Annotated in this window: 15 protein-coding genes, 1 tRNA gene and 1 pseudogene; 8 read left to right on the forward strand and 9 right to left on the reverse strand. The window is 33.8% G+C overall.

Annotation, left to right across the window (positions count from 1 at the left end; all coding sequences use genetic code 11):
- Window positions 1-13: 13 nt before the first annotated feature.
- From LBE40_RS05255 to LBE40_RS05265, 3 genes are all read left to right on the forward strand, one after another.
- The gene (locus tag LBE40_RS05255) at window positions 14-610 is read left to right on the forward strand and encodes a DUF1214 domain-containing protein (protein ID WP_004860927.1); all 597 of its coding nucleotides are present in this window, start codon (window positions 14-16) and stop codon (window positions 608-610) included.
- Window positions 603-1,142, forward strand: coding sequence for a DUF1254 domain-containing protein (locus LBE40_RS05260; RefSeq protein ID WP_004860921.1), 540 nt, complete (start codon window positions 603-605; stop codon window positions 1,140-1,142). The genes LBE40_RS05255 and LBE40_RS05260 overlap by 8 nt, the downstream gene beginning before the upstream one ends.
- Before the next feature lie 617 nt (window positions 1,143-1,759).
- Complete coding sequence (locus LBE40_RS05265; protein WP_004860918.1) at window positions 1,760-2,545, forward strand: DUF1499 domain-containing protein; 786 nt, start codon at window positions 1,760-1,762, stop codon at window positions 2,543-2,545.
- Window positions 2,546-3,362: 817 nt separating this feature from the next.
- Here LBE40_RS05265 and LBE40_RS05270 read toward each other — a convergent pair.
- Entirely contained in the window at window positions 3,363-3,659 is a 297-nt protein-coding gene (locus LBE40_RS05270) for a hypothetical protein (protein WP_208432630.1), read from the reverse strand.
- Window positions 3,660-3,874: 215 nt separating this feature from the next.
- Between LBE40_RS05270 and LBE40_RS05275 the strand changes: the two are divergent.
- Window positions 3,875-4,240, forward strand: a pseudogene (locus tag LBE40_RS05275) (DUF1499 domain-containing protein); the annotation flags it as partial.
- Window positions 4,241-5,538: 1,298 nt separating this feature from the next.
- Here LBE40_RS05275 and LBE40_RS05280 read toward each other — a convergent pair.
- Complete coding sequence (locus tag LBE40_RS05280; RefSeq protein WP_004860913.1) at window positions 5,539-5,865, reverse strand: hypothetical protein; 327 nt, start codon at window positions 5,863-5,865, stop codon at window positions 5,539-5,541.
- A 249-nt stretch (window positions 5,866-6,114) separates the two neighbouring features.
- Here LBE40_RS05280 and LBE40_RS05285 point away from each other — a divergent pair, with 249 nt between their 5' ends.
- Window positions 6,115-6,504 (forward strand): 6TM ABC transporter family protein, encoded by a 390-nt coding sequence (locus LBE40_RS05285; RefSeq protein ID WP_252615168.1) that lies wholly within the window; start codon window positions 6,115-6,117, stop codon window positions 6,502-6,504.
- A 525-nt stretch (window positions 6,505-7,029) separates the two neighbouring features.
- On the opposite strand, the gene LBE40_RS05290 is transcribed toward LBE40_RS05285, so the two are convergent.
- Both LBE40_RS05290 and LBE40_RS05295 read right to left on the reverse strand, forming a co-directional pair.
- A complete protein-coding gene (locus LBE40_RS05290) occupies window positions 7,030-7,287 on the reverse strand; it encodes a hypothetical protein (protein WP_004860901.1) in 258 nt (85 codons plus the stop codon).
- 452 nt (window positions 7,288-7,739) lie between these two features.
- Window positions 7,740-7,814: transfer RNA gene (locus LBE40_RS05295), tRNA-Gln, on the reverse strand.
- Window positions 7,815-8,804: 990 nt separating this feature from the next.
- Between LBE40_RS05295 and LBE40_RS05300 the strand changes: the two genes are divergently transcribed.
- The gene (locus LBE40_RS05300) at window positions 8,805-9,407 is read left to right on the forward strand and encodes a superoxide dismutase (RefSeq protein WP_004860898.1); all 603 of its coding nucleotides are present in this window, start codon (window positions 8,805-8,807) and stop codon (window positions 9,405-9,407) included.
- Window positions 9,408-9,495: 88 nt separating this feature from the next.
- Here the strand turns inward: LBE40_RS05300 and LBE40_RS05305 are convergent, their stop codons facing one another.
- Window positions 9,496-11,589: a S9 family peptidase gene (locus LBE40_RS05305; protein WP_004860894.1), complete on the reverse strand. Its 2,094-nt coding sequence runs from the start codon at window positions 11,587-11,589 to the stop codon at window positions 9,496-9,498.
- Between the two features lie 866 nt (window positions 11,590-12,455).
- On the opposite strand from LBE40_RS05305, the gene LBE40_RS05310 reads away from it, so the two are divergent.
- A complete protein-coding gene (locus LBE40_RS05310) occupies window positions 12,456-12,893 on the forward strand; it encodes a Ros/MucR family transcriptional regulator (protein WP_004860891.1) in 438 nt (145 codons plus the stop codon).
- 102 nt (window positions 12,894-12,995) lie between these two features.
- Here the strand turns inward: LBE40_RS05310 and LBE40_RS05315 are convergent, their stop codons facing one another.
- On the reverse strand, window positions 12,996-13,406 hold the full coding sequence (locus tag LBE40_RS05315; RefSeq protein WP_004860888.1) for a SufE family protein: 411 nt from the start codon (window positions 13,404-13,406) through the stop codon (window positions 12,996-12,998).
- A 105-nt stretch (window positions 13,407-13,511) separates the two neighbouring features.
- Entirely contained in the window at window positions 13,512-13,889 is a 378-nt protein-coding gene (locus tag LBE40_RS05320) for a DUF5330 domain-containing protein (protein ID WP_004860885.1), read from the reverse strand.
- Window positions 13,890-14,863: 974 nt separating this feature from the next.
- Between LBE40_RS05320 and LBE40_RS05325 the strand changes: the two genes are divergently transcribed.
- The gene (locus LBE40_RS05325; protein ID WP_004860881.1) at window positions 14,864-15,709 is read left to right on the forward strand and encodes a peptidoglycan-binding domain-containing protein; all 846 of its coding nucleotides are present in this window, start codon (window positions 14,864-14,866) and stop codon (window positions 15,707-15,709) included.
- 422 nt (window positions 15,710-16,131) lie between these two features.
- Here the strand turns inward: LBE40_RS05325 and ppdK are convergent, their stop codons facing one another.
- Together ppdK and LBE40_RS05335 are read right to left on the reverse strand one after the other, a co-directional pair.
- Window positions 16,132-18,798 (reverse strand): pyruvate, phosphate dikinase, encoded by a 2,667-nt coding sequence (ppdK, locus tag LBE40_RS05330; RefSeq protein WP_004860878.1) that lies wholly within the window; start codon window positions 18,796-18,798, stop codon window positions 16,132-16,134.
- 177 nt (window positions 18,799-18,975) lie between these two features.
- Window positions 18,976-19,632, reverse strand: coding sequence for a DsbA family protein (locus LBE40_RS05335; RefSeq protein WP_004860875.1), 657 nt, complete (start codon window positions 19,630-19,632; stop codon window positions 18,976-18,978).
- Between the last annotated feature and the right edge of the window lie 52 nt (window positions 19,633-19,684).

A 19,684-nucleotide genomic window follows, 5' to 3' on the forward strand; every position in this document is an offset into this window, starting at 1 on the left:
GAAATATTCTACAATGTTTGTTAATATTGCTGTGCTTTTTTTCATTTCTACTTTTTCCATTTTGTGTGGAACGTTTAGCGTCAATTATATGCTCAATTCCTTCAATAATTTCGGACGTTTTACAATTGGCGAATGGAGTGCTTACCCAGAAGTAGGAACAACCAACACTGATCCCTATACCCGTGCGCGCACTGCCAAACGAGGTGACATTTCACTCGGATATACAGAAGGGCTTACTTTCCAACTGTGGAAAGACAACCACGGACATCCGCTACGCCCCCATTGCCATTATTTGCTCAAAGGTCACATCCCTGAAACCCGCCTCTTTACACTTTATACAGCTGACAGATCACTCAAACCGTACACTTCATCTAAAGAAATACCTTTCGAACTCTATACCAACAATGTTACCTATGAAAGTGATGGCTCTTTGCGTATCAACATCGCACCAACACCACAAACTGGAAATTGGCTTGCAACGGTTAGTCAAAAAGAATTTGGACTTATTCTTACTTTATACGATACCTCAATCATCTCCGCAACGGCATTACAAAAGCTTACAATGCCCTCTGTAGAACAAATCCCATCAGGACAAAAAAGCTGTGACTAGATTTATTCATGCCGCGCTTCTTGCAAGCATTGGTGCTGTTATTGTTCATATTTGCATTTTATTTCTGATCCCCTATTGGATACGAGATAATATATGGATAGAGCTTAAAAAATCGGGAGCTCCTTATCAATTCATTGACTTGGATGCTCGTAATCCTATTCAACAGTCCGCTGATCCGCTCTTTCTTCTTAAAGTCTGCAGATTTGATCTCGAAAATGGCCCTGTTCATTTAAAAACTTTAAAGACAATACAATTTTGGACACTAGCAGCCTACACATACGACGGAATGATTTTCTACAGCCTTAATGACCGAACATCCCCTGATGCTAAGCTAGATCTTATCATTGGCAAACCGTTACAAATAATAGAACTTAAAAAGCCAAAACCCAAAGACAATGCCAATTCAGTTTTCATCGCTAAAAATGTAAATAAAGGTTTTGTCGTTTTACGTACCTTTGCTCCTTCTGCACTTGAAAAAAAAGAAGGTGAATCCTTCCTTTCATCTGCCACCTGTCACATATTCAATGGATAAAAGAACAATAGACAAATGCTTTTTTCTATAAGAGTAAACAAAATATACGCAAAATGGTTATTTTTAATCTCAATTAGTCGAACATCAGAATTAAAATGGAATTTTCATTCTAACTTTCAAACAACTGAATTTTTTATTGGGGCCCAAAAACCATTCCATGATCCCCACAATCGTCTTCCATTGAAATATAAATCTTGCACACAAATACCTAAAGAACGATATATTGATTATAAATATGAAGAGAATACGACCTCTGTTGCAAATAATCATAGCTTATTCGATAGGAATAACATGCCTTTGACCAAAACATAATAGAGATAGCTGAAAACTCTGTACAAACAAACTTGTAGAAACCTTACAGCTTGCCCTCTAAGCTTATTGTTATGTGACGACAAATTATTCTCATAAAATTGGACCGACACCATGATAAGCTATAGAAAGAATGATTATTGCCCTTAATGAATGCGTTAAAATAATTGCTGGCAACTTGATGAACATCACGCATCCTTGACCTCAAAAACAAGTGCTTTACTTTTGTTGTATGACCAGAAGCTTTTAAGATATGAAACCTAGGAAAAAATTTGCTTAGGGTTTACAATTGAGGGAAAGAAAACTTCATGCAAAAAAAATATGTGCGGTTAATTTCAAGAGCAGCGGTATGGTCCCCTCGTTTTGGCGGATTAGCGTTCTTTATTTTGTTATTTTCAATCCTTTTACAGCGCTTTTCTGTGATTAATGTCGTTGATTTCATCATTTTAATTGTAATTTCTGCCTGCTGTGTTGCTGTTTCTCTTTTTCTTGCACTCAAAGCATTTTACAGTTTATGGGAGTATGGTGCTCTGGGGGGAATGAAAGCTTTAAAAGGAATCATTTATTCATTAATAACAGCTACACCATTGGTGTTATTTTTTGGACTTTGGTTTACCTTACCGGCTCTTCATGATGTTTCTACTGATACACGAAGACCCCCAGCCTTTTTTCGCACGACACGCCCCAGTGATGCTTTGCCGCTTAAAAGTGTTTTAACTGAACAAGCAGCATTACAAATATCTGTGTGGCCGGAAATGTCAGGACGTCGTTATGATGGTTCACCTGATCGTATTCGTAAATCCGTTCTCAATGTTTTAGCAGCCTATGATTGGCCTGTTGTGGCTCAACGAGAGTTTAAAGGCGAAGAAGATGCGCTTTATATTGAAACAATGGCAAAAACTTTTTACCTAGGCTTTATTTCGGACATCATGATACGTTTAACCGATGAAGGGGATACAACTTTTGTTGATATGCGTTCTGCTTCGCGGTATATGCCGAGAGATTTGGGTACCAATGCTGCTTTTATTATCGATTTTATGGATGCACTTGATACAGAAATCGCTTCTCTCCCTCTTTCTCAAGATGATGAATAGAAGCTAGAAGTATAGTAAGTTATATTAGTAAATCAGCTTATCTCAAAAATAAATTTTGAGACACGCAAAAACGAACAAATCAGTTACTGCCTCTCAACAGCTTAAGCATACTGACAAGTTCTTTGCCCCCCTAAAAGTAACTTATGGCTTCTTTTTAGCGCGTGACATATATTATCATAAAATATAATATAAGGTAATATATTTACAGAAAAAATCAACAATAAAAACACACTTATTATCGATGATAAAGTTTTACAGATTATTTTAAACTTAAATCATTAAATATTCGAAACAATAAAATACACATAAATTCATCTGTGTTTTACAATAAATGATTATTGCAATTTCATAAAGAAAATTCATAATAATAAAACAAAAATTATATATAGTTACAAATAATAGTAACTTACTTAAATGAAAATCATTTTTTATAAAACATAATTTAAATATAAATACTAATATCTAATATATTTAAAAGCAACATAAATAAAACAAAACGCCAAAAATAACAAAAATAACCACCAAAATGTCTTAATCGCTTCCTTTATACTATTTTTCCAACTGTCACCACTGCATCTATAAATTAATGAAAATGAAAATATAAAAATAAATATTGAAAATAAAATATCAAAAACATTATCAATTAATAGTGAAATAACATTATTACCAATATACATAATAAACATCCGAAATGAAATTTTTTACATAAAATATTATAATGATATATATCTATAAAATAAATAAAATTAGACATATATTTATAAATATATGTCTAAAAAATTGATTTTAAAATATATTATTAAGAATTATCTACAAATCAAAAAATGTGAACGCGACCACCACAATCCTGAAACTTGCTTATAGGTCCTATAATAAGCCCTGCATTGCTGCCAAATTTATAACCTGTAAATCCACCCGCTACAGCGCCTACAGCCGCACCCCATGGACCACCTCGCGAACCCCGTACTCCTCCATACACAGCTCCCACAGCTCCTCCGAGGAGTCCTACCTCAGTCTTATCTTTCATCGCGGCATGATAATAATCTTTAATACCACACGCTGTAGTTGAATGTGAGCTACTGTGTGAATCTCTCGATGAGCTTGAACTACCCATTTTATTCTCCTTTAATTTCTCATTATTTCTTAAAATAATGTATCTATATGATACGTTTTAAGTGGTTATCACACGTTTTAGATTAATGTAAAACATATTTTTAAAAATAATTATAAAATCATAAATACATTATGTATATATTATTCGTGTACATAATGTATAATTTAATTAAATAATAATTCTATTTACAATACTGTTGAAATATGAGACATGAAGCATTACAAATATCTGTGTGGCCGGAAATGTCAGGACGTCGTTATGATGGTTCACCTGATCGTATTCGTAAATCCGTCCTCAATGTTTTAGCAGCCTACGGTTGGCCTGTTGTGGCTCAACGAGAGTTTAAAGGTGAAGAAAATTAGATTTATATTGAAACGATAGCCAAAACTTTTTATCTTGGTTTCATTTCGGACATTATGATACGTTTAACCAATGAAGGAGATACAACCTTTGTTGATATGCGTTCTGCTTCACGTTATATGCCAAGAGATTTGGGTACTAATGCTGCTTTTATTATCGATTTTATGGATGTCCTTGATACAGAAATCGCTTCACTTCCTCTCCCACAAGATGATGGATAAAAATCAAGAGAGATAAGGCACTTTATTTCATAAAAATTGCTTATTTTTCAATAAATATGATCCATAAGAAGAGAATCACTTTTCAAAAACTATAGACTGACAATTCTTATACAAAAGACAATAATCTCAAAACAACCCATTCTTGAAATAATTAAAAAGATTCAAAAATAGGAAATAAAAAACAGAACTCTTGATGATAATGCTTGATATTAAAGACACTGTCTCACTGTAATCAGTAAACATTTTTTAAAGATAAATAGTATATAAAAATAATAACTATGAAATTATTACAACAAATATATCTCAATAATAAAAAATAAGTTTTTATTATTTATTAATAAGATATAAAACTAATATTATGATTTATTTTATACATTTAATATGTTATTAAATAAATTAAATTTATAGTATATATTCATAAAAATTATTATAAAAACAATTGCAAAAATTAAACCTATCACTAACAATAATATATTTTTTTTGTATTCTTTTGTATTATAATTTTTATATTTATTTAGTAACAATAAATAATATATAATTGTAATTACACTTATTATTGAAAATAACATATTTACAACAAAGCTAATAAAATTCATCCACATTAATAACAACCACCAAAATAGTTAATAAAAAAATATAAATCATTATAAATAATATAATTATATAAAGTTAATTTCATTTATATAAGATTATATTTGTACGTAAGCAAGATAACCACTTATAAAATACATAGATATTTTATATAATATTAGTTTATGAAATAATAAAGTCCAAAATATATTATAAAGTATATAATAATTGTAATTAATCCTAATTTAATAGACTTTTTCCAAGTAGGAAATTGTAATTTAGAAAAAAATATACTTAAAATTAAAAAAATATTTGTTGCAAGTAACGCATTTTTAATATTAAATATAATGTCAATCATAACAAACTCCAACTTAAATATATTAAGTTATATAAAAATTAACTAAAGAAAATAATAAAAAGAAAAATACAAAAAATAAACCTATTCTTATAATTGAACTTTTTCTAATATCTTTTTTAAGACAATTTTTATGTTTGTAATATAATTCAAATAAAGATATAAATATTATTAAAATAGATATCGACGTAAATAATTCAATTAATTCATTAATAATATGAAAAACACCCATAACGTATAAAATTTCCAAATTAAAATATAGAGTTAGTATATAACTAAAAGCCATTTTATCAAGATATATAGATAAGTTAATAAAAAACATGTCTATAAAATTATTATAAACTCAGAGATATATTTCTAAATACTTTATAAATTAATAATAGCACGCGTTATACTGAGCATTTAAACCTACACCTACTCCTGCCCCATAGCCAAGACCTACACCGACTCCTGCACCTGGAATTATACCCCATCCGCCTGATGTAAGACCTCCAACTATACCGCCTACAAATACTCCATCAGTTGTTCCTATATCTCTTCCCACCCCTCCGTATGAATTTGCTGTAGAGAGATAATCGCCGACAGTACACCCAGGCTGTGATCCACTACTTGAAAAATTAATTGATGAAATATCAGACCAAGCATTAGACGAACTATGAGACAAACCAGTATTAGACCAACCACTAAGCCAACCAAACATAAAAATTCTCCTTATTTTATTTAAAATAACGTATCAACATGATACGTTTTAAGTGGCTATCATGCGTTTTAGACAAATGTCAAACATAATTTTAAAATAGTGATAAAATTATTTATAAAATATAAATACATTATGTTTACATTGTATTAATAAAAAATGTATTTTTTATTTAGTAATAATACTATTTACAATACTGTTTAAATATGCGACATTAATCGCTCTTTTTCTTAAACAAAATTATAAATTCAAATGAGCAATTCACCCGAAAAGCTAGTATCCTTCTCTTGGTTTACTCAAACCACCAAGAAATATATTCATTATGTCATCGAACTTTGTTTTGTCGCCATTGTTTTGCGCTTACTTGGCTTGGTCAATCCTTTTATTTTTCAGGCAATTATTGACCGCATCTTACCCTCCCAGCACGCGGAAAGCCTTTATGCTATTGTTGTCCTTATGATTGCTATCATGCTGTTTAGCATTGCTCTTAGCACTCTATCAGGATATTTAGGAGCTTATTTAGCCAATCATCTTACTCTTAGAATTTGGATGTCGCATTTATACACATGTATTAAGCCTCTCCTTACCCGTTTTACGTACTTGGCAAGTGAAAGAATTGTTCACACGTATCGGAGAAGTTAATATGTTTCTAAAAAATAATATATTAATTTAAAAAACTAATAATATAATATAAAAAATATAATCAATTTCATTTCTTTATTTAATTTTTTTCTAATAATTACCTTAACTTTGAACATATAAGTAAAAACAACTAAAAATCCTAACATGATTGTTGTCAATAATTATTGAATAAAACTATCCATAAAAAAATCAAAAATAGAATATAATTATTATTACTTTCTATAAAACAATATATTTAATAATATAATCAACAGCATTTATTACTATAAATAATATAATTCCTATTGGCAATGCCTCTTTTGCAGCATGCTTCCAACTATAACTGTTAAATCTATAGCACAACATACCTACCCAAATACCCATAATTAGTGGAAGAAATAATTTTATAAGTTTATGAATAATATCCATAACAAAAATCCCCCAGATATCTATTTATCAGAAATAATAGATATCTCCAAAATCAGTCGTGAAATGCTTTTAAATTATGTTACAATATCACTGGCCTCAGAGATATTCAGCATTCTTTCACTTTACCAGTGAAAGCATTATTTCTATCTTATTGATCAAGGCGTTACCACCTTGCTGTGCAGCACCTATTGCCATTCCATGGCCAATGCCAGATAGCCCTTTAGGGATACCAAGTAGCCCTCCTACTACTGCACCTTTAATACCATTTGCAGCCACGTCATAAGCATAACCATCCACATCACAACTGTCAGAGTGAAACCAACTTGATGGATGTGAATGACCGTGTGAATCTCTCGATGAGCTTGAACTACCCATTTATTATTTCTATTTATAAAAATAGAACCATTATGATACGCATCGGTGACTATCACGCGCTTTAGATAAATATCAAATAAATCACTCACCCAAAAAACTGGGGTTCTCTCTTAGTTCATAGAACTATAAAGAGAGAGATTTATTATATCACTAAACTTAGTCTCCTTATTGCTATTGTTTTGTGCGCACGGACTAGGAAAGCTATTTATTTTTAGATAATTATCGACCGTATTCTCTCCTTACAACACGCGGAAAACCTTTATTCTATGTTGTGCTTATAATTTCTGTCACGTTGTTTAGCTCAGCTAGTAAAAAGCAGCTAATGATAGAATCAATCAAAAAACTATACAAAGCTCAGAATAGGAAACAACAAATGAATAGACCAAAAGATTCAAGATTTTCAAGTTTTAAAATTCCCGAACTTTTATACAACCTATGATTTGATTAAACATTGGCTGGGGTACCTGGATTCGAACCAGGGAATGCCGGTACCAAAAACCGGTGCCTTACCGCTTGGCTATACCCCAAAAGAAAAATATGCTCACAGCCACTTCTGCACCTTATAGCGATTCCTGTGAATGTGCGCAATATCTGAAAATCAAAGCTTTTACTTTTTTATCATAAAGTTTTGAAGTCTTATTAATACTGCGCTGATGCAAAATTTGTAACGGAAACTTGTACTTGTTTATAACGCAAATTTATAACGCGAACACAAACAAATTTAACTATCAGTTATTTCGCATTATTCGTATTTGGTTATTTTATTCATTCATTTCATGGTAGAAAAAATGCAAATTTTGTACTGTATCAATAGATTTAATAGATTATCATGGGTTGCATTTTTTCTGATTCATTCAAACTCGAAACTCTTTACATGAAACAGGAGAACAAAAGAAATTTATGTGTTGATGATTTTTCATTCTTCAGTTTAAAAACAAGTCATCTTCCCCTACATATAGATTAGACCAATAATGCGTAATGAATATAATTAGCCTATCATGGAAAATCCCATTTTGATCAATATGTGCAAACTTACAGTTGTAATTTGATTTATAAAATGCTTTTAAAGTCAGGGCAAAAATCCATAGTATCTGCAAAAGATAACTGCTAGCATTTCGTTGCAAATACTGTGATAAAAACTAGGGAACACTCATCTGAATAAGCCAGAAAAGACTTAGCAAAAATTGAAAGCATTTTGTGAGATATTTAAAGAAATATTTTAGGTAATAAAAACAAAGGCTCACAACTGTTTAAATTTACTTTTCATTCTTTAAAAAAGATAATCGTATTTTTTGTTAGTCTACATATGTAGAAAATTCTTCAAAAGCAGTAGTTATATAACCTAATGATATTTTAATTGCTTAAGCGCATACATCCCCCAAAAGCACCTTCACGAAGAGATAATCATAAAAATTTATTTAATACAAATAGGTATTCAGCATTTGCTTTTATATGCTGTAAATGGCAAATTAGGTTTGTGGAGTGAGCTTAACAATTAGAATCGAGGAGATTTTTAAATGGCTTTTGAATTGGCCCCGTTGCCTTATGATTATGATGCCCTTTCACCTTATATGTCACGTGAAACACTTGAATATCATCATGATAAGCATCACCTCGCTTATCTTACCAATACCAATAATTTTGTGAAAGATTTAGGCTTAGAAAATGAAAGCCTTGAAACTATTGTAAAAAAAAGTTTTGGAACCAATATTGGTTTGTTTAATAACGCAGCACAATACTACAATCATAACCATTTTTGGCTTTGGATGAAAAAAGGCGGTGGTGGTCAAAGACTACCTGAAAAATTAGCAAAAGCTATTGAAGCTGATCTAGGTGGTTATGATAAATTCCGCGCTGACTTTATTGCTGCTGCCAGTACCCAATTTGGCTCTGGATGGGCATGGGTTGCTGTTAAAGATGGCAAGCTTAAAATTATGAAAACGCCTAATGGTGAAAATCCTTTAGTTCACGATGCTCATCCTATTCTCGGTGTTGATGTGTGGGAGCATTCCTATTACATCGATTATCGTAATGCACGCCCCAAATATCTCGAATCTTTCGTAGATCATTTAATTAATTGGGACTATGTTTTGAAACTTTATGAAGATTGTGGATTTTAAACTGTCTGGGTAGCTTTTTATACCGTATTAAAGGCTCTATGATCTCATGAGTTATAGAGCCTTTCAAAAAGAAGAAAAGATGTTTAAATTAACAGCAGTTTTTTCCCACTATTTTTAGGATATATGCATAGATATATGCAACTTCTTCTAGCTTTGAAAAACGTCCAGCCGCGCCGGCATGACCTGAGCCCATATTAATGCGCAATAAAATCGCATTATCGTCTGTCTTTAGGTCTCGTAATTTTGCCACCCATTTCGCAGGCTCCCAGTAAGTTACACGAGGATCTGTTAATCCTGCGATCACAAGCATAGGGGGATATTTTTGAGCTTTGACGTTATCATAGGGCGAATAAGATGCGATAAGATTATAATCTTCTTCTGATTCAAGAGGGTTCCCCCATTCCGGCCATTCTGGAGGCGTTAATGGCAGTGAAGCATCTAACATGGTAGTTAAAACATCCACAAAAGGCACATTTGCTACGATTCCAGAAAAATCCTGTGGAGCTATATTGGCAATAGCTCCCATCAACATCCCTCCTGCTGAACCACCATGAGCAATGAGTCGGTCATGGGACGTGAATTTATTGTTTACAAGGTAGCGCCCACAAGCAATAAAATCTGTAAATGTATTGTATTTAAAGAGGTGTTTTCCTTTCTCATACCATTCAACTCCCTTTTCTTTTCCCCCACGAATATGGGCAATGGCATAAATAAAACCTCTGTTAACCAAAGAAAGTGCATTGCTATTGAAACTGGCTGGAATGGAGATTCCATAAGCGCCATAACCGTAAAGCAAACAAGGTGCACTACCATCAAGAACAGTAGTTTTGTGATAAAAAAGCGAAATAGGGATTTTTTCGCCATCGTCTGCACTTGCTGTAATACGTCGTGTTACATACTCATCTTTATTATGCCCAGAAGGAATTATTTGCGTTTTTAAAAGCACTCGTTTGCGACTTTTCATCTCATAGTCAAACACTTGATCAGGGGTTGTCATAGATGAATAGGAAAAACGAATGGTTTGGCTATTATATTCTGCAGCACCTTGTAGACCTAAAGAATAAGCATCTTCTGTAAAAGCAATGGAATGAATCTGTTTAGTGGTACGCTCCATTACTTTTATACGAGGAAGCCCCTCAAAACGTTCGAGCCAGATAAGAAAATCTTGATATGCATCATGGGATAATATCAAACGTCCAAGCTGATGCGACACAAGTTCAGACCAGTTTTCTGATTGTGGAGATGTGTAAGGCGCTACCATAATCTTGAAATCTTTTGCGTTATCTAGATTGGTCAGAATATAAAAAACATCACCACCTTCTGTAAGTGAATACTCAATACCTTTTTGTCGCTTTCGTATACATTGGGGGACACTGAGAGGCGCTTCAGCAGGGATCAACCAAATCTCTGACGTTTCATGATCATGAATATTAATATAAACCACATCATTAAGCTTAGAACCACTTACGTGTAAAAAAAATCCTGGATTATCTTCACGAAAAATAAGCTTATCTTGCGATTGATCGGTGTTTAATCGGTGATAATAAAGCTCAGAAGGCCGGTGGTTCTCATCCATCTTAGTATAGAAAAAACCTTCAGAATTAGCATCCCACACAATCTGTCCGGACGTATCGGTAATTGTATCTACACAGTCAGATAATGTTTCCAAATTACGAATTTTAGCTTTGTAGAATTCTGATCCTTTGTCATCGTAGGTCCATACAACATGTGTATGATCAGGAGATTCTTGAACTGAACCAAAATTGAAATATTCTTTGCCTTCAGCCAAAGCATCACCATTAAGGTAAATGTTTTTTTCTCCGCCATTCCTTAGTGTACGAAAATAATGTGGTTGTTGACCTCCGGTAACATAAGAGAAACCGTAAGCAAAAGAGCCATGCTTTATAGGAACGGAACTATCATTCTCTTGGATGCGGCTTTTCATTTCGGCAAAAAGCAAATCTTGTAATGGCTTTGTATCAGCCATTTGATCAGCCTGATAAGCATTTTCCTTTTCGAGATGATGTCTAATATTTTCGTTAAGACAGTTAGGATTCTTAAAAACCTCTTGCCAATTAGATGCACGTAGCCAATGATAAGGATCATCACGACAAATACCGTGATACATTTCTTTATGAATGATTTTGGATGCTTTAGGCGGAATTACAGAAGAGCAAGTCATACACGATCCTATATGAAAAATGTTAATGGTTTCGTTTATATGTTAGAATCATATCATTTATGCAAGTGCATAAATCTATAGATCCCGCTCCTTTGCAAAAATGTAGCTGTGATAGTTTCTACAATGATACTATGTACTTCTGTTTATCACATATCATAGGTATCATCTTCTATAAGCATAATGCTACTTTTATAAGAGTGACAGGCTAAGAAAATAAGGCTATTTAGTAGTGGAATTAGACTTTTTAAAACAATAAAACTGAATTCTATATATACACAATAAAATTTATTTTAGGAATATATTTAGAATATTGATATTACTGGCTAGAAGAAAAAAATTACCTTATCATGATCATATAGATAAGTGATTTTTAATTTATTTACCGTATTTTTCTAGTTTAAAAAAATTGTTTAAACTACTTTTTATATTCAAGAAATCTCTTTCATGAGGACAAATTTTAAATTCAGAAAGATGAAAATTAATTCATAAATATATAAAATAAAAATCTTAATTTATATATTATAGTGTTATATTTAATATTTTTATTTCTATGTACGCTAAAAAAATAAATAACTTTGTGCTATATCATTTTTTATATTTATGATATATTTTATTCCATGCACGATATTTTATAGAACAAAAATATATTCTAATAGGTAAGAAACTATTTCTTCTTAATATATATTATGACAAAAAAGAGGTATTTATTTGATTTTTTTGTGTTTTGGCAATTTTATAGAATAATTGAATTGACAAAAAAGATTTTTGTACAATATGAAACCTATGTGCATGAGATCTTTGTATCATGAGTATGTGTGCCGTATCTCGATTTTAAATTACTCGATTTTAAATTAAAGGAAACTAGAATGGAACATCGTCCAGTCTTAGAGACTGAAAGCAATTTAGTTATTACATTGGTTGCTGATATTGTTGCTGCCTACGTGAGTAATAATTCTATCCGACCGACTGAAGTGCCAAGTTTGATTGCTGATGTCCATGCCGCTTTTCGTAAAGCGGGGAATGTAGAATTAACAGAAGTCGAAGTTGAGAAGCAAAGGCCAGCCGTTAACCCAAAACGCTCAATCTTTCCTGATTATCTTATCTGCCTTGAAGATGGGAAAAAGTTTAAATCTTTAAAACGTCATCTCATGACCCATTATGGAATGTTGCCTGAAGAATATCGTGAAAAGTGGCAACTGGACAGTTCTTATCCTATGGTGGCACCTAATTATGCAAAAGCACGCTCAGCTTTGGCAAAGGAAATGGGACTTGGGCGCAAAAGCAAACGGAAGAAAACCAAGTAATCATGTTTTTGAAAAAGTGGGCGTCTGTGATATATAAAAATGCTTTTTATCAGACATATTTCTATGGAAGTTTTCTATGGCTTTTGCTACGTGGGGTTAATTTTATACATAACTCTCGCTACGAATTCGTTCAATCATTGATTTAAGACCATTTGATCGTTGTGGCGTGAGATTTTCGTTTAAACCAAGTATTTTAAAGAGTCCTTCGGCATCCGCATTGCGAATTTCAGAAGCTTTTTTTCCTGAATAGAAGGCAAGAAGAATATAGATAAGCCCACGCACAATATGGGCATCAGAATCACCTTGAAATGTTAACGTTGGATTTTCTGCATTATTACGTGAAGATAAAAGCCATACTTGGCTAACACATCCAGGCACTTTGTTAGCATCATTTCGAGCACTTTCGGGAAAAGGCGGTAATTCGTGGCCAAGTTCAATCACATAACGATAACGGTCTTCCCAATTATCCAAAAGAGAAAAGTTTTCTATAATATCATTGATTGTTTCTGCCATAATCTCAGTCCTGTTTTGATGATTATGTTGAATACTATTGGTTGAAAGATAAGCTCTTGTGCTTCTTAGCATAATACCAATGGCAAACGTTAAAAAATTGTTATTTTAAGGTAATGTGGTATGTTTCTGTTTTTGTGTGGAATCCTGTGTCCCTACATTGGGAGTAACATCTGGAGGAGCTGCCATATTCTTGTTTTCCAATATTCGTCCCAAATATTCGTAAGCTGCTCTTGCACCATAACGTGCGCGTTCTCCAAGTGAACTTAAAAAGGATTTTCCAACTTTGCAAACTTCTATATTACGGTCACAGAATGCTCCTAAATCATTTAAAGCTTCCTTAAAAGCAATAATCACATCACTCGTTGTTGCCTCACTATTTGTTTGGGTAGAGGGATGATGATTGCTCGGTTTTGCTACAAAAAATGAAATGATGACAAAAACAAAAAACAAAAATAAGAATAATTTAATCAAAAAACGTATCATGGGCAGCCAATGTACCGCAGTTGTAAATGAAACAAAACAGCAATTTATACTCTTCTTCTTTATAAAAAATTTATAAAATGCGTATTTTATAAAACTGAGTATTTGTTTATCAAATTTATACCGTTCATTATGTTATAATAATTAGGTGATGCAGCTGTACAAAAACGAGATGCATTATCTTTTCGTTAAAAAATTAACGTCAAAATTAATTGTACAATAAAAAATGCGGGCGTTACAAATATGTAAGCTTGCACTTTCACTACATATGATGGAAGCAAATGTAATGCGACAGAAAAAATTATGCGTAATAACCATAGTATTGCGTGAGAGTTACGATACTGTACAACAGACATTGCAATTTTCTGTTTCATAAAAAAGGATAGATATAAAAAATTATAAGGATTAAGCAGATAGCCTATTTTCCTGCAGATATTTTAAAAATCACTTTCATTGGTATTTATTGAATATTAGTAGAGTGAATTTATATGAGAACATATATGATATTGAGAGGTAATTATGCTCATCACACCATTGTATGGGAATGTGATTCCGTGTACATGTGAGATATTTGGAAGAAATACACACCGCTATTAACTCTACAGCATGATAAGCAAATGTGTTACAACTTTATTTCAAATACTACCAAATATATACGCAAGAAAAATAAGAAAATGACGTAGCACTTTCAATTTAGATGATGGTATATGTGATAATGTGACTTACAAGCGTAAAAATGCTATCGCATAGATGAAAGCTCTTAAAAATGCTGTAAAATATAAAACTGAAAAAATTGGATGAAGGTTATTATTGATTTATCAGCTTATACATTTATGTAATGAGATCATTCATTTTGACAGTTTGGGAGGAGAGAACAATAATAATAGATGCACCTCCCTCTTGTTGTTGGAAGTGAGAGTAATTTATTTTCGTTTCTATGTAGAAATAACTGTAATTGGAAATAAAAAATAAAAATAATGATAAAAAAACGAAAGACACGCAGAACAAAAACCATAAAACAGCGTAAACACTATAGTAGTATTATTATAACACTTATTCTCATAAGTGGTCATTTTCTTTTTTGGATTGCAAAAACATTTTATTTCTATACACGTAAAAATGCCTTTTTTTTCATTGGAGCTCTTCTCTTTACTATTAGCTTTGGATTTGTCGCATTTAATGCCTTATTTTCGCAAATGAAAATGCAACAAAATGTTTTTACTAAAATGAAGTTCACATTCACTCCGCATATAGAGCAAAATTCTACTTTGTCCAAAAAAGAAGCAAAATTTCGCGCAGTTTCTCGCGTTGCTTCTGTACCTTTTTCAAACCCTCTAAGCAAAAATTCATCTTCACCCGCTCTGTCAGAAAACACATTAGAAATGCAAAAAAAGTTGGCAAAACTAGGACTTTATGATGGTCCTTTAGATGGGGTAGAAGGACCTAAAATGCGTCGAGCCATAGCACTATGGAAACAGCAAGCTGTTCACAGAATGCAAAACAATGCTTTACCCAACTCCACGACAGATGAAATTGCAGTATTAATTAAGCAAAACGAAATGGAAATAGAAAATGAGACAACAAAAACAAGCGATATGCCACGCTCAAAAGAAGCTGTTTTAGAGCCTCCTGTTACAGATATTATACAAGTACAAAAAGCTTTACGTATTTTTGGTAACAAGGAAGTTCTTGTTACAGGTAAAGAAGATCAAAAAACAACCGAAGCCTTAAAACAGTTTCAGAAAATGTTTGATCTTCCCATAACAGGTAAGATTGATCACATAATTTTGATGAAAATGCGTGAAGTTGGTTTGTTGAATTGAAGGAAAGCATCCACCTTATAAAGCAAACACTGAAAACATAGCAACAATATCCTCTTCTACCTTATGTTTTTTTCATAAATACATCAAAGGCAGGCTTTTCTCTCTCCCACACATACAACTAAAAGTGTGTCTTGGAAATTTTAATTTTAGTGAAGGAAATGAAGAGTACATACAATTTATTCTACGCACTTCAAACAATATATTGGTTTATAATAATTAAGCGTTTTTACAGCTTGAATGAAAATTCCGAATACAGAAATACTTCCTCATTTCAAACTCTTTTATAAAGGAACTTCGCTTGCATGTTACAAGAGAGAGTAGCTTGTGGATAAAAAATATTTAAGAAAAGAATAAATACACTCACTTCTTATGAACTACCTAAATACAACAATTGCTGCCACACAGTAAAAAACTCGAAATCTTTATGTCTTTTTTGCAATGGCTGACTGTGCTGCTGCTAAACGCGCAATTGGAACCCGAAACGGAGAACATGAAACATAATCTAGATCATTTTCTTCACATAAAGCAATAGACGCAGGATCACCTCCGTGTTCACCACAAATTCCCAGTTTAATGTTTCTACGCTGTGAACGACCACGCTGTGCGGCAATAGAAATAAGCTCCCCTACTCCATTGCGGTCAATGGATACGAAAGGATCTTGTTCTAAAAGTCCTTTTTGAAAATATGTTGCCAAAAAAGGAGCAGCATCATCACGTGAAATTCCAAAAGTTGTTTGCGTTAGATCGTTTGTTCCAAATGAAAAAAATTCAGCAGTTTCTGCAATTTCATCTGCTCGAAGAGCTGCCCTTGGAAGCTCAATCATAGTCCCAACCATGTACTGAATATCGCTTCCCTTTTTCTTTATTACTTCATCAGCTACCTGATCAATACGAGCTTTTACAAAATCAAGTTCAGATTTTAGCGCAACAAGCGGCACCATAATTTCAAGCATAACAGGAGATCCAGATTTTTGAGCAGCGTCTGCTGCTGCTTCAAAAATGGCCCGCGCCTGCATTTCCGCAATTTCGGGATAAGTAATAGCCAAACGGCATCCTCGTAATCCAAGCATAGGGTTAAATTCGTGCAACTGCTGTGCGCGTTCAGCAAGCACTTCAGTAGAAACTCCCATAGCCGTTGCAACATCAAGAATTTCCGTATCCGTTTTTGGCAAAAATTCATGGAGGGGTGGATCTAGTAAGCGAATAGTAACAGGCAAACCACGCATAATATCAAACAATTCAGCAAAATCTGAGCGCTGCATTGGCAAAAGTTTATCCAGTGCTTTACGACGACCACTTTCATCATTACTTAGAATCATTTCACGCATGGCAACAATACGTTCACCAGAAAAAAACATATGTTCCGTACGGCAAAGTCCAATCCCTTCAGCCCCAAAGGAACGTCCCATACGCGCATCAGATGGTGTTTCAGCATTGGCTCGAACTTTTATCCGCCGCATCCCATCAGCCCACTCCATTAATTTTGCAAAATCTCCACAAAGCTCAGGTTGTAACATTGCAACCTTCCCTTTGAAAATTTCTCCACTTCCACCATCAATCGTAATGACATCGCCCTTTTTAAAGCTCTGCGCTGAAGCAATCATTGTGTTTGTTTTATAATCAATCTGCACACTACCTGCACCAGAAATACACGGTTTTCCCATGCCACGCGCCACAACAGCAGCATGACTTGTCATACCACCGCGCGTTGTTAAAATTCCTTCTGCAGCATGCATACCATGGATATCTTCGGGACTTGTTTCTACGCGTACCAAAATAACTTTGCGACCTTCTGTTGATGCACTTTCTGCCTCTTCCGAAGTAAAAACAATTTCACCTGTTGCCGCCCCTGGAGAAGCAGGTAAACCACGTGCAACAACAAAACGTGTTGCTTTGGGATCAAGTGTTGGATGTAAAAGTTGGTCAAGCGATTTTGCATCAATCCGCATCACCGCTTCTTCACGGCTTATCAAGCCCTCCTCAACCATTTCAATTGCCATTTTTAAAGCCGCACGAGCCGTTCGTTTTCCTGAACGAGTTTGCAACATCCACAATTTACCTTTTTCAATCGTAAACTCGAGGTCTTGCATATCTCGATAATGCTGTTCAAGCTTTTGCGCAATCTGACACAATTTTAAAAAAGCTTCTGGCATAATCTCTTCTAAAGATGGCTTATTTGAACCCGCAATAACACGTGCATTTTCAGTGATATTTTGGGGGGTCCGAATGCCTGCTACAACATCTTCACCCTGCGCATTCACTAAAAACTCACCGTAAAGCTCTTTTTGCCCTGTCGATGGATTTCGTGTAAAAGCAACACCCGTTGCTGAATCTTCACCCATATTACCAAAAACCATCGCTTGCACATTAACTGCCGTTCCCCAACTTTCAGGAATATTATGTAAACGCCGATAAGTAATTGCACGGGCTGTCATCCAACTGGAAAAAACTGCTCCAATCGCTCCCCACAACTGTTGTTCAGGATCTTGCGGAAAAGACTTCCCTAACTTTTCTTCAACATATGCTTTATAAGAAATAATAACATCTTTCCAATTATCCGCTGTCATTTCTGTATCGAAGGCATAGCCATGGCGTGCTTTTGACTCATCAAGAATCTCTTCAAAATACGAATGGTCCAATCCCAAAACAACATTAGAATACATTTGGATAAAACGGCGATAACTGTCATAAGCAAAACGTTCATTATTAGCTTGTAGAGCTATTGCTTTTACAGTCTCATCATTCATACCAAGGTTAAGTACTGTATCCATCATCCCTGGCATAGAAGCCCTAGCTCCTGAGCGAACAGAGAGTAAAAGGGGCCTTTTTTCATTACCAAATTCACGCCCTGTTTGTTCACCAACGCGCTTAAGTGCTTGCTTAATAACTTCTCGTAATTCTTCTGGATATGATTTATCATGTGCATAATAAAAATTACAAACTTCCGTTGTAAGGGTAAATCCAGGAGGTACAGGCAAACCAAGATTGCTCATTTCCGCCAAATTTGCCCCTTTGCCACCAAGAAGATTGCGCTTGCTTGCATTTCCCTCCGCACTGCCATCGCCAAAACTATAAACCCATTTTACCATTGCACAAGTCCTCTCATATCAGCACCAAAACGCCATTTGATCTAAGCTCATCATCAAAAGCAATGTTTCGATTCAAATTAGCTAAACCAAAGAAAATATTGCTTCATAAATGCACAAAACTAACCCTCTAAAAAGGAAATAACCATAAATATCAAATCCCGTTTTCTGTAAAAAAAATTAGTTTTTAAGGAAACTATCAATCACCGAAAAGAAAGATTCTGCCGTCATAGCACCTTCATACTTATTACCATTGATAAAGAAAGTAGGTGTCGCTGTAACACCAAGCTCTTTACCACGTTCAAAAGATGCATTTACTTCATCTAAAATGATCTGATTTTTTAGACATGCCTTAAAACTTTCATCCGTAAAACCCGCCATTAAGCTAATTTTCTTCAATGGTGTTACAGCATCTTGCACCCAAGCCCACTCTTGCTGTTTCTGAAATAAAACTTCTATCAAAGGAAAATAGCGATCTTCTGATGCACAGCGTGCCAACATAAAACCTGCTGTTGCCCGAGGATCAAAAGCATACTCTCGGAAAATAAGTTTTACTTTTCCTGTTTTGATATATTTTTTACGAATTTGAGGAAGTACATCATTATAAAAATGTGCACAATGAACACATGTCAATGAAGCATACTCAACAATTGTTACTGGTGCATTTTCTTCTCCCTCAAACCTATCCTTAACCTTACCTGATTGAAGAAGTTCAGCCATATCAACAGTTGAAACTGATTTAACTCCATTAGCTAAAGCGATAGTTGCACTGATGTGTACAGCTGTTATAAAGAGAAAAATCATCCCGAAAGACAAAAAAGAACGACACTTTACCATAAATAATACTTTTCTGTTGTTATTAAACGAATAAGAATCCAACGCTTTCTCA

Origin of the sequence: Bartonella taylorii (assembly GCF_023920105.1) — a bacterium.
GTDB classification, from domain to species: domain Bacteria; phylum Pseudomonadota; class Alphaproteobacteria; order Rhizobiales; family Rhizobiaceae; genus Bartonella; species Bartonella taylorii.

What these genes read in the sequence shown, in the direction of transcription:
- LBE40_RS05255 (WP_004860927.1), top strand. Translation starts at nt 14, where the DNA reads ATGTTTGTTAATATTGCTGTGCTTTTTTTCATTTCTACTTTTTCCATT.
- LBE40_RS05265 (WP_004860918.1), top strand. Translation starts at nt 1,760, where the DNA reads ATGCAAAAAAAATATGTGCGGTTAATTTCAAGAGCAGCGGTATGGTCC.
- LBE40_RS05270 (WP_208432630.1), bottom strand. Translation starts at nt 3,659, where the DNA reads ATGGGTAGTTCAAGCTCATCGAGAGATTCACACAGTAGCTCACATTCA.
- LBE40_RS05280 (WP_004860913.1), bottom strand. Translation starts at nt 5,865, where the DNA reads ATGTTTGGTTGGCTTAGTGGTTGGTCTAATACTGGTTTGTCTCATAGT.
- LBE40_RS05285 (WP_252615168.1), top strand. Translation starts at nt 6,115, where the DNA reads ATGAGCAATTCACCCGAAAAGCTAGTATCCTTCTCTTGGTTTACTCAA.
- LBE40_RS05290 (WP_004860901.1), bottom strand. Translation starts at nt 7,287, where the DNA reads ATGGGTAGTTCAAGCTCATCGAGAGATTCACACGGTCATTCACATCCA.
- LBE40_RS05300 (WP_004860898.1), top strand. Translation starts at nt 8,805, where the DNA reads ATGGCTTTTGAATTGGCCCCGTTGCCTTATGATTATGATGCCCTTTCA.
- LBE40_RS05305 (WP_004860894.1), bottom strand. Translation starts at nt 11,589, where the DNA reads ATGACTTGCTCTTCTGTAATTCCGCCTAAAGCATCCAAAATCATTCAT.
- LBE40_RS05310 (WP_004860891.1), top strand. Translation starts at nt 12,456, where the DNA reads ATGGAACATCGTCCAGTCTTAGAGACTGAAAGCAATTTAGTTATTACA.
- LBE40_RS05315 (WP_004860888.1), bottom strand. Translation starts at nt 13,406, where the DNA reads ATGGCAGAAACAATCAATGATATTATAGAAAACTTTTCTCTTTTGGAT.
- LBE40_RS05320 (WP_004860885.1), bottom strand. Translation starts at nt 13,889, where the DNA reads ATGATACGTTTTTTGATTAAATTATTCTTATTTTTGTTTTTTGTTTTT.
- LBE40_RS05325 (WP_004860881.1), top strand. Translation starts at nt 14,864, where the DNA reads ATGATAAAAAAACGAAAGACACGCAGAACAAAAACCATAAAACAGCGT.
- ppdK (WP_004860878.1), bottom strand. Translation starts at nt 18,798, where the DNA reads ATGGTAAAATGGGTTTATAGTTTTGGCGATGGCAGTGCGGAGGGAAAT.
- LBE40_RS05335 (WP_004860875.1), bottom strand. Translation starts at nt 19,632, where the DNA reads ATGGTAAAGTGTCGTTCTTTTTTGTCTTTCGGGATGATTTTTCTCTTT.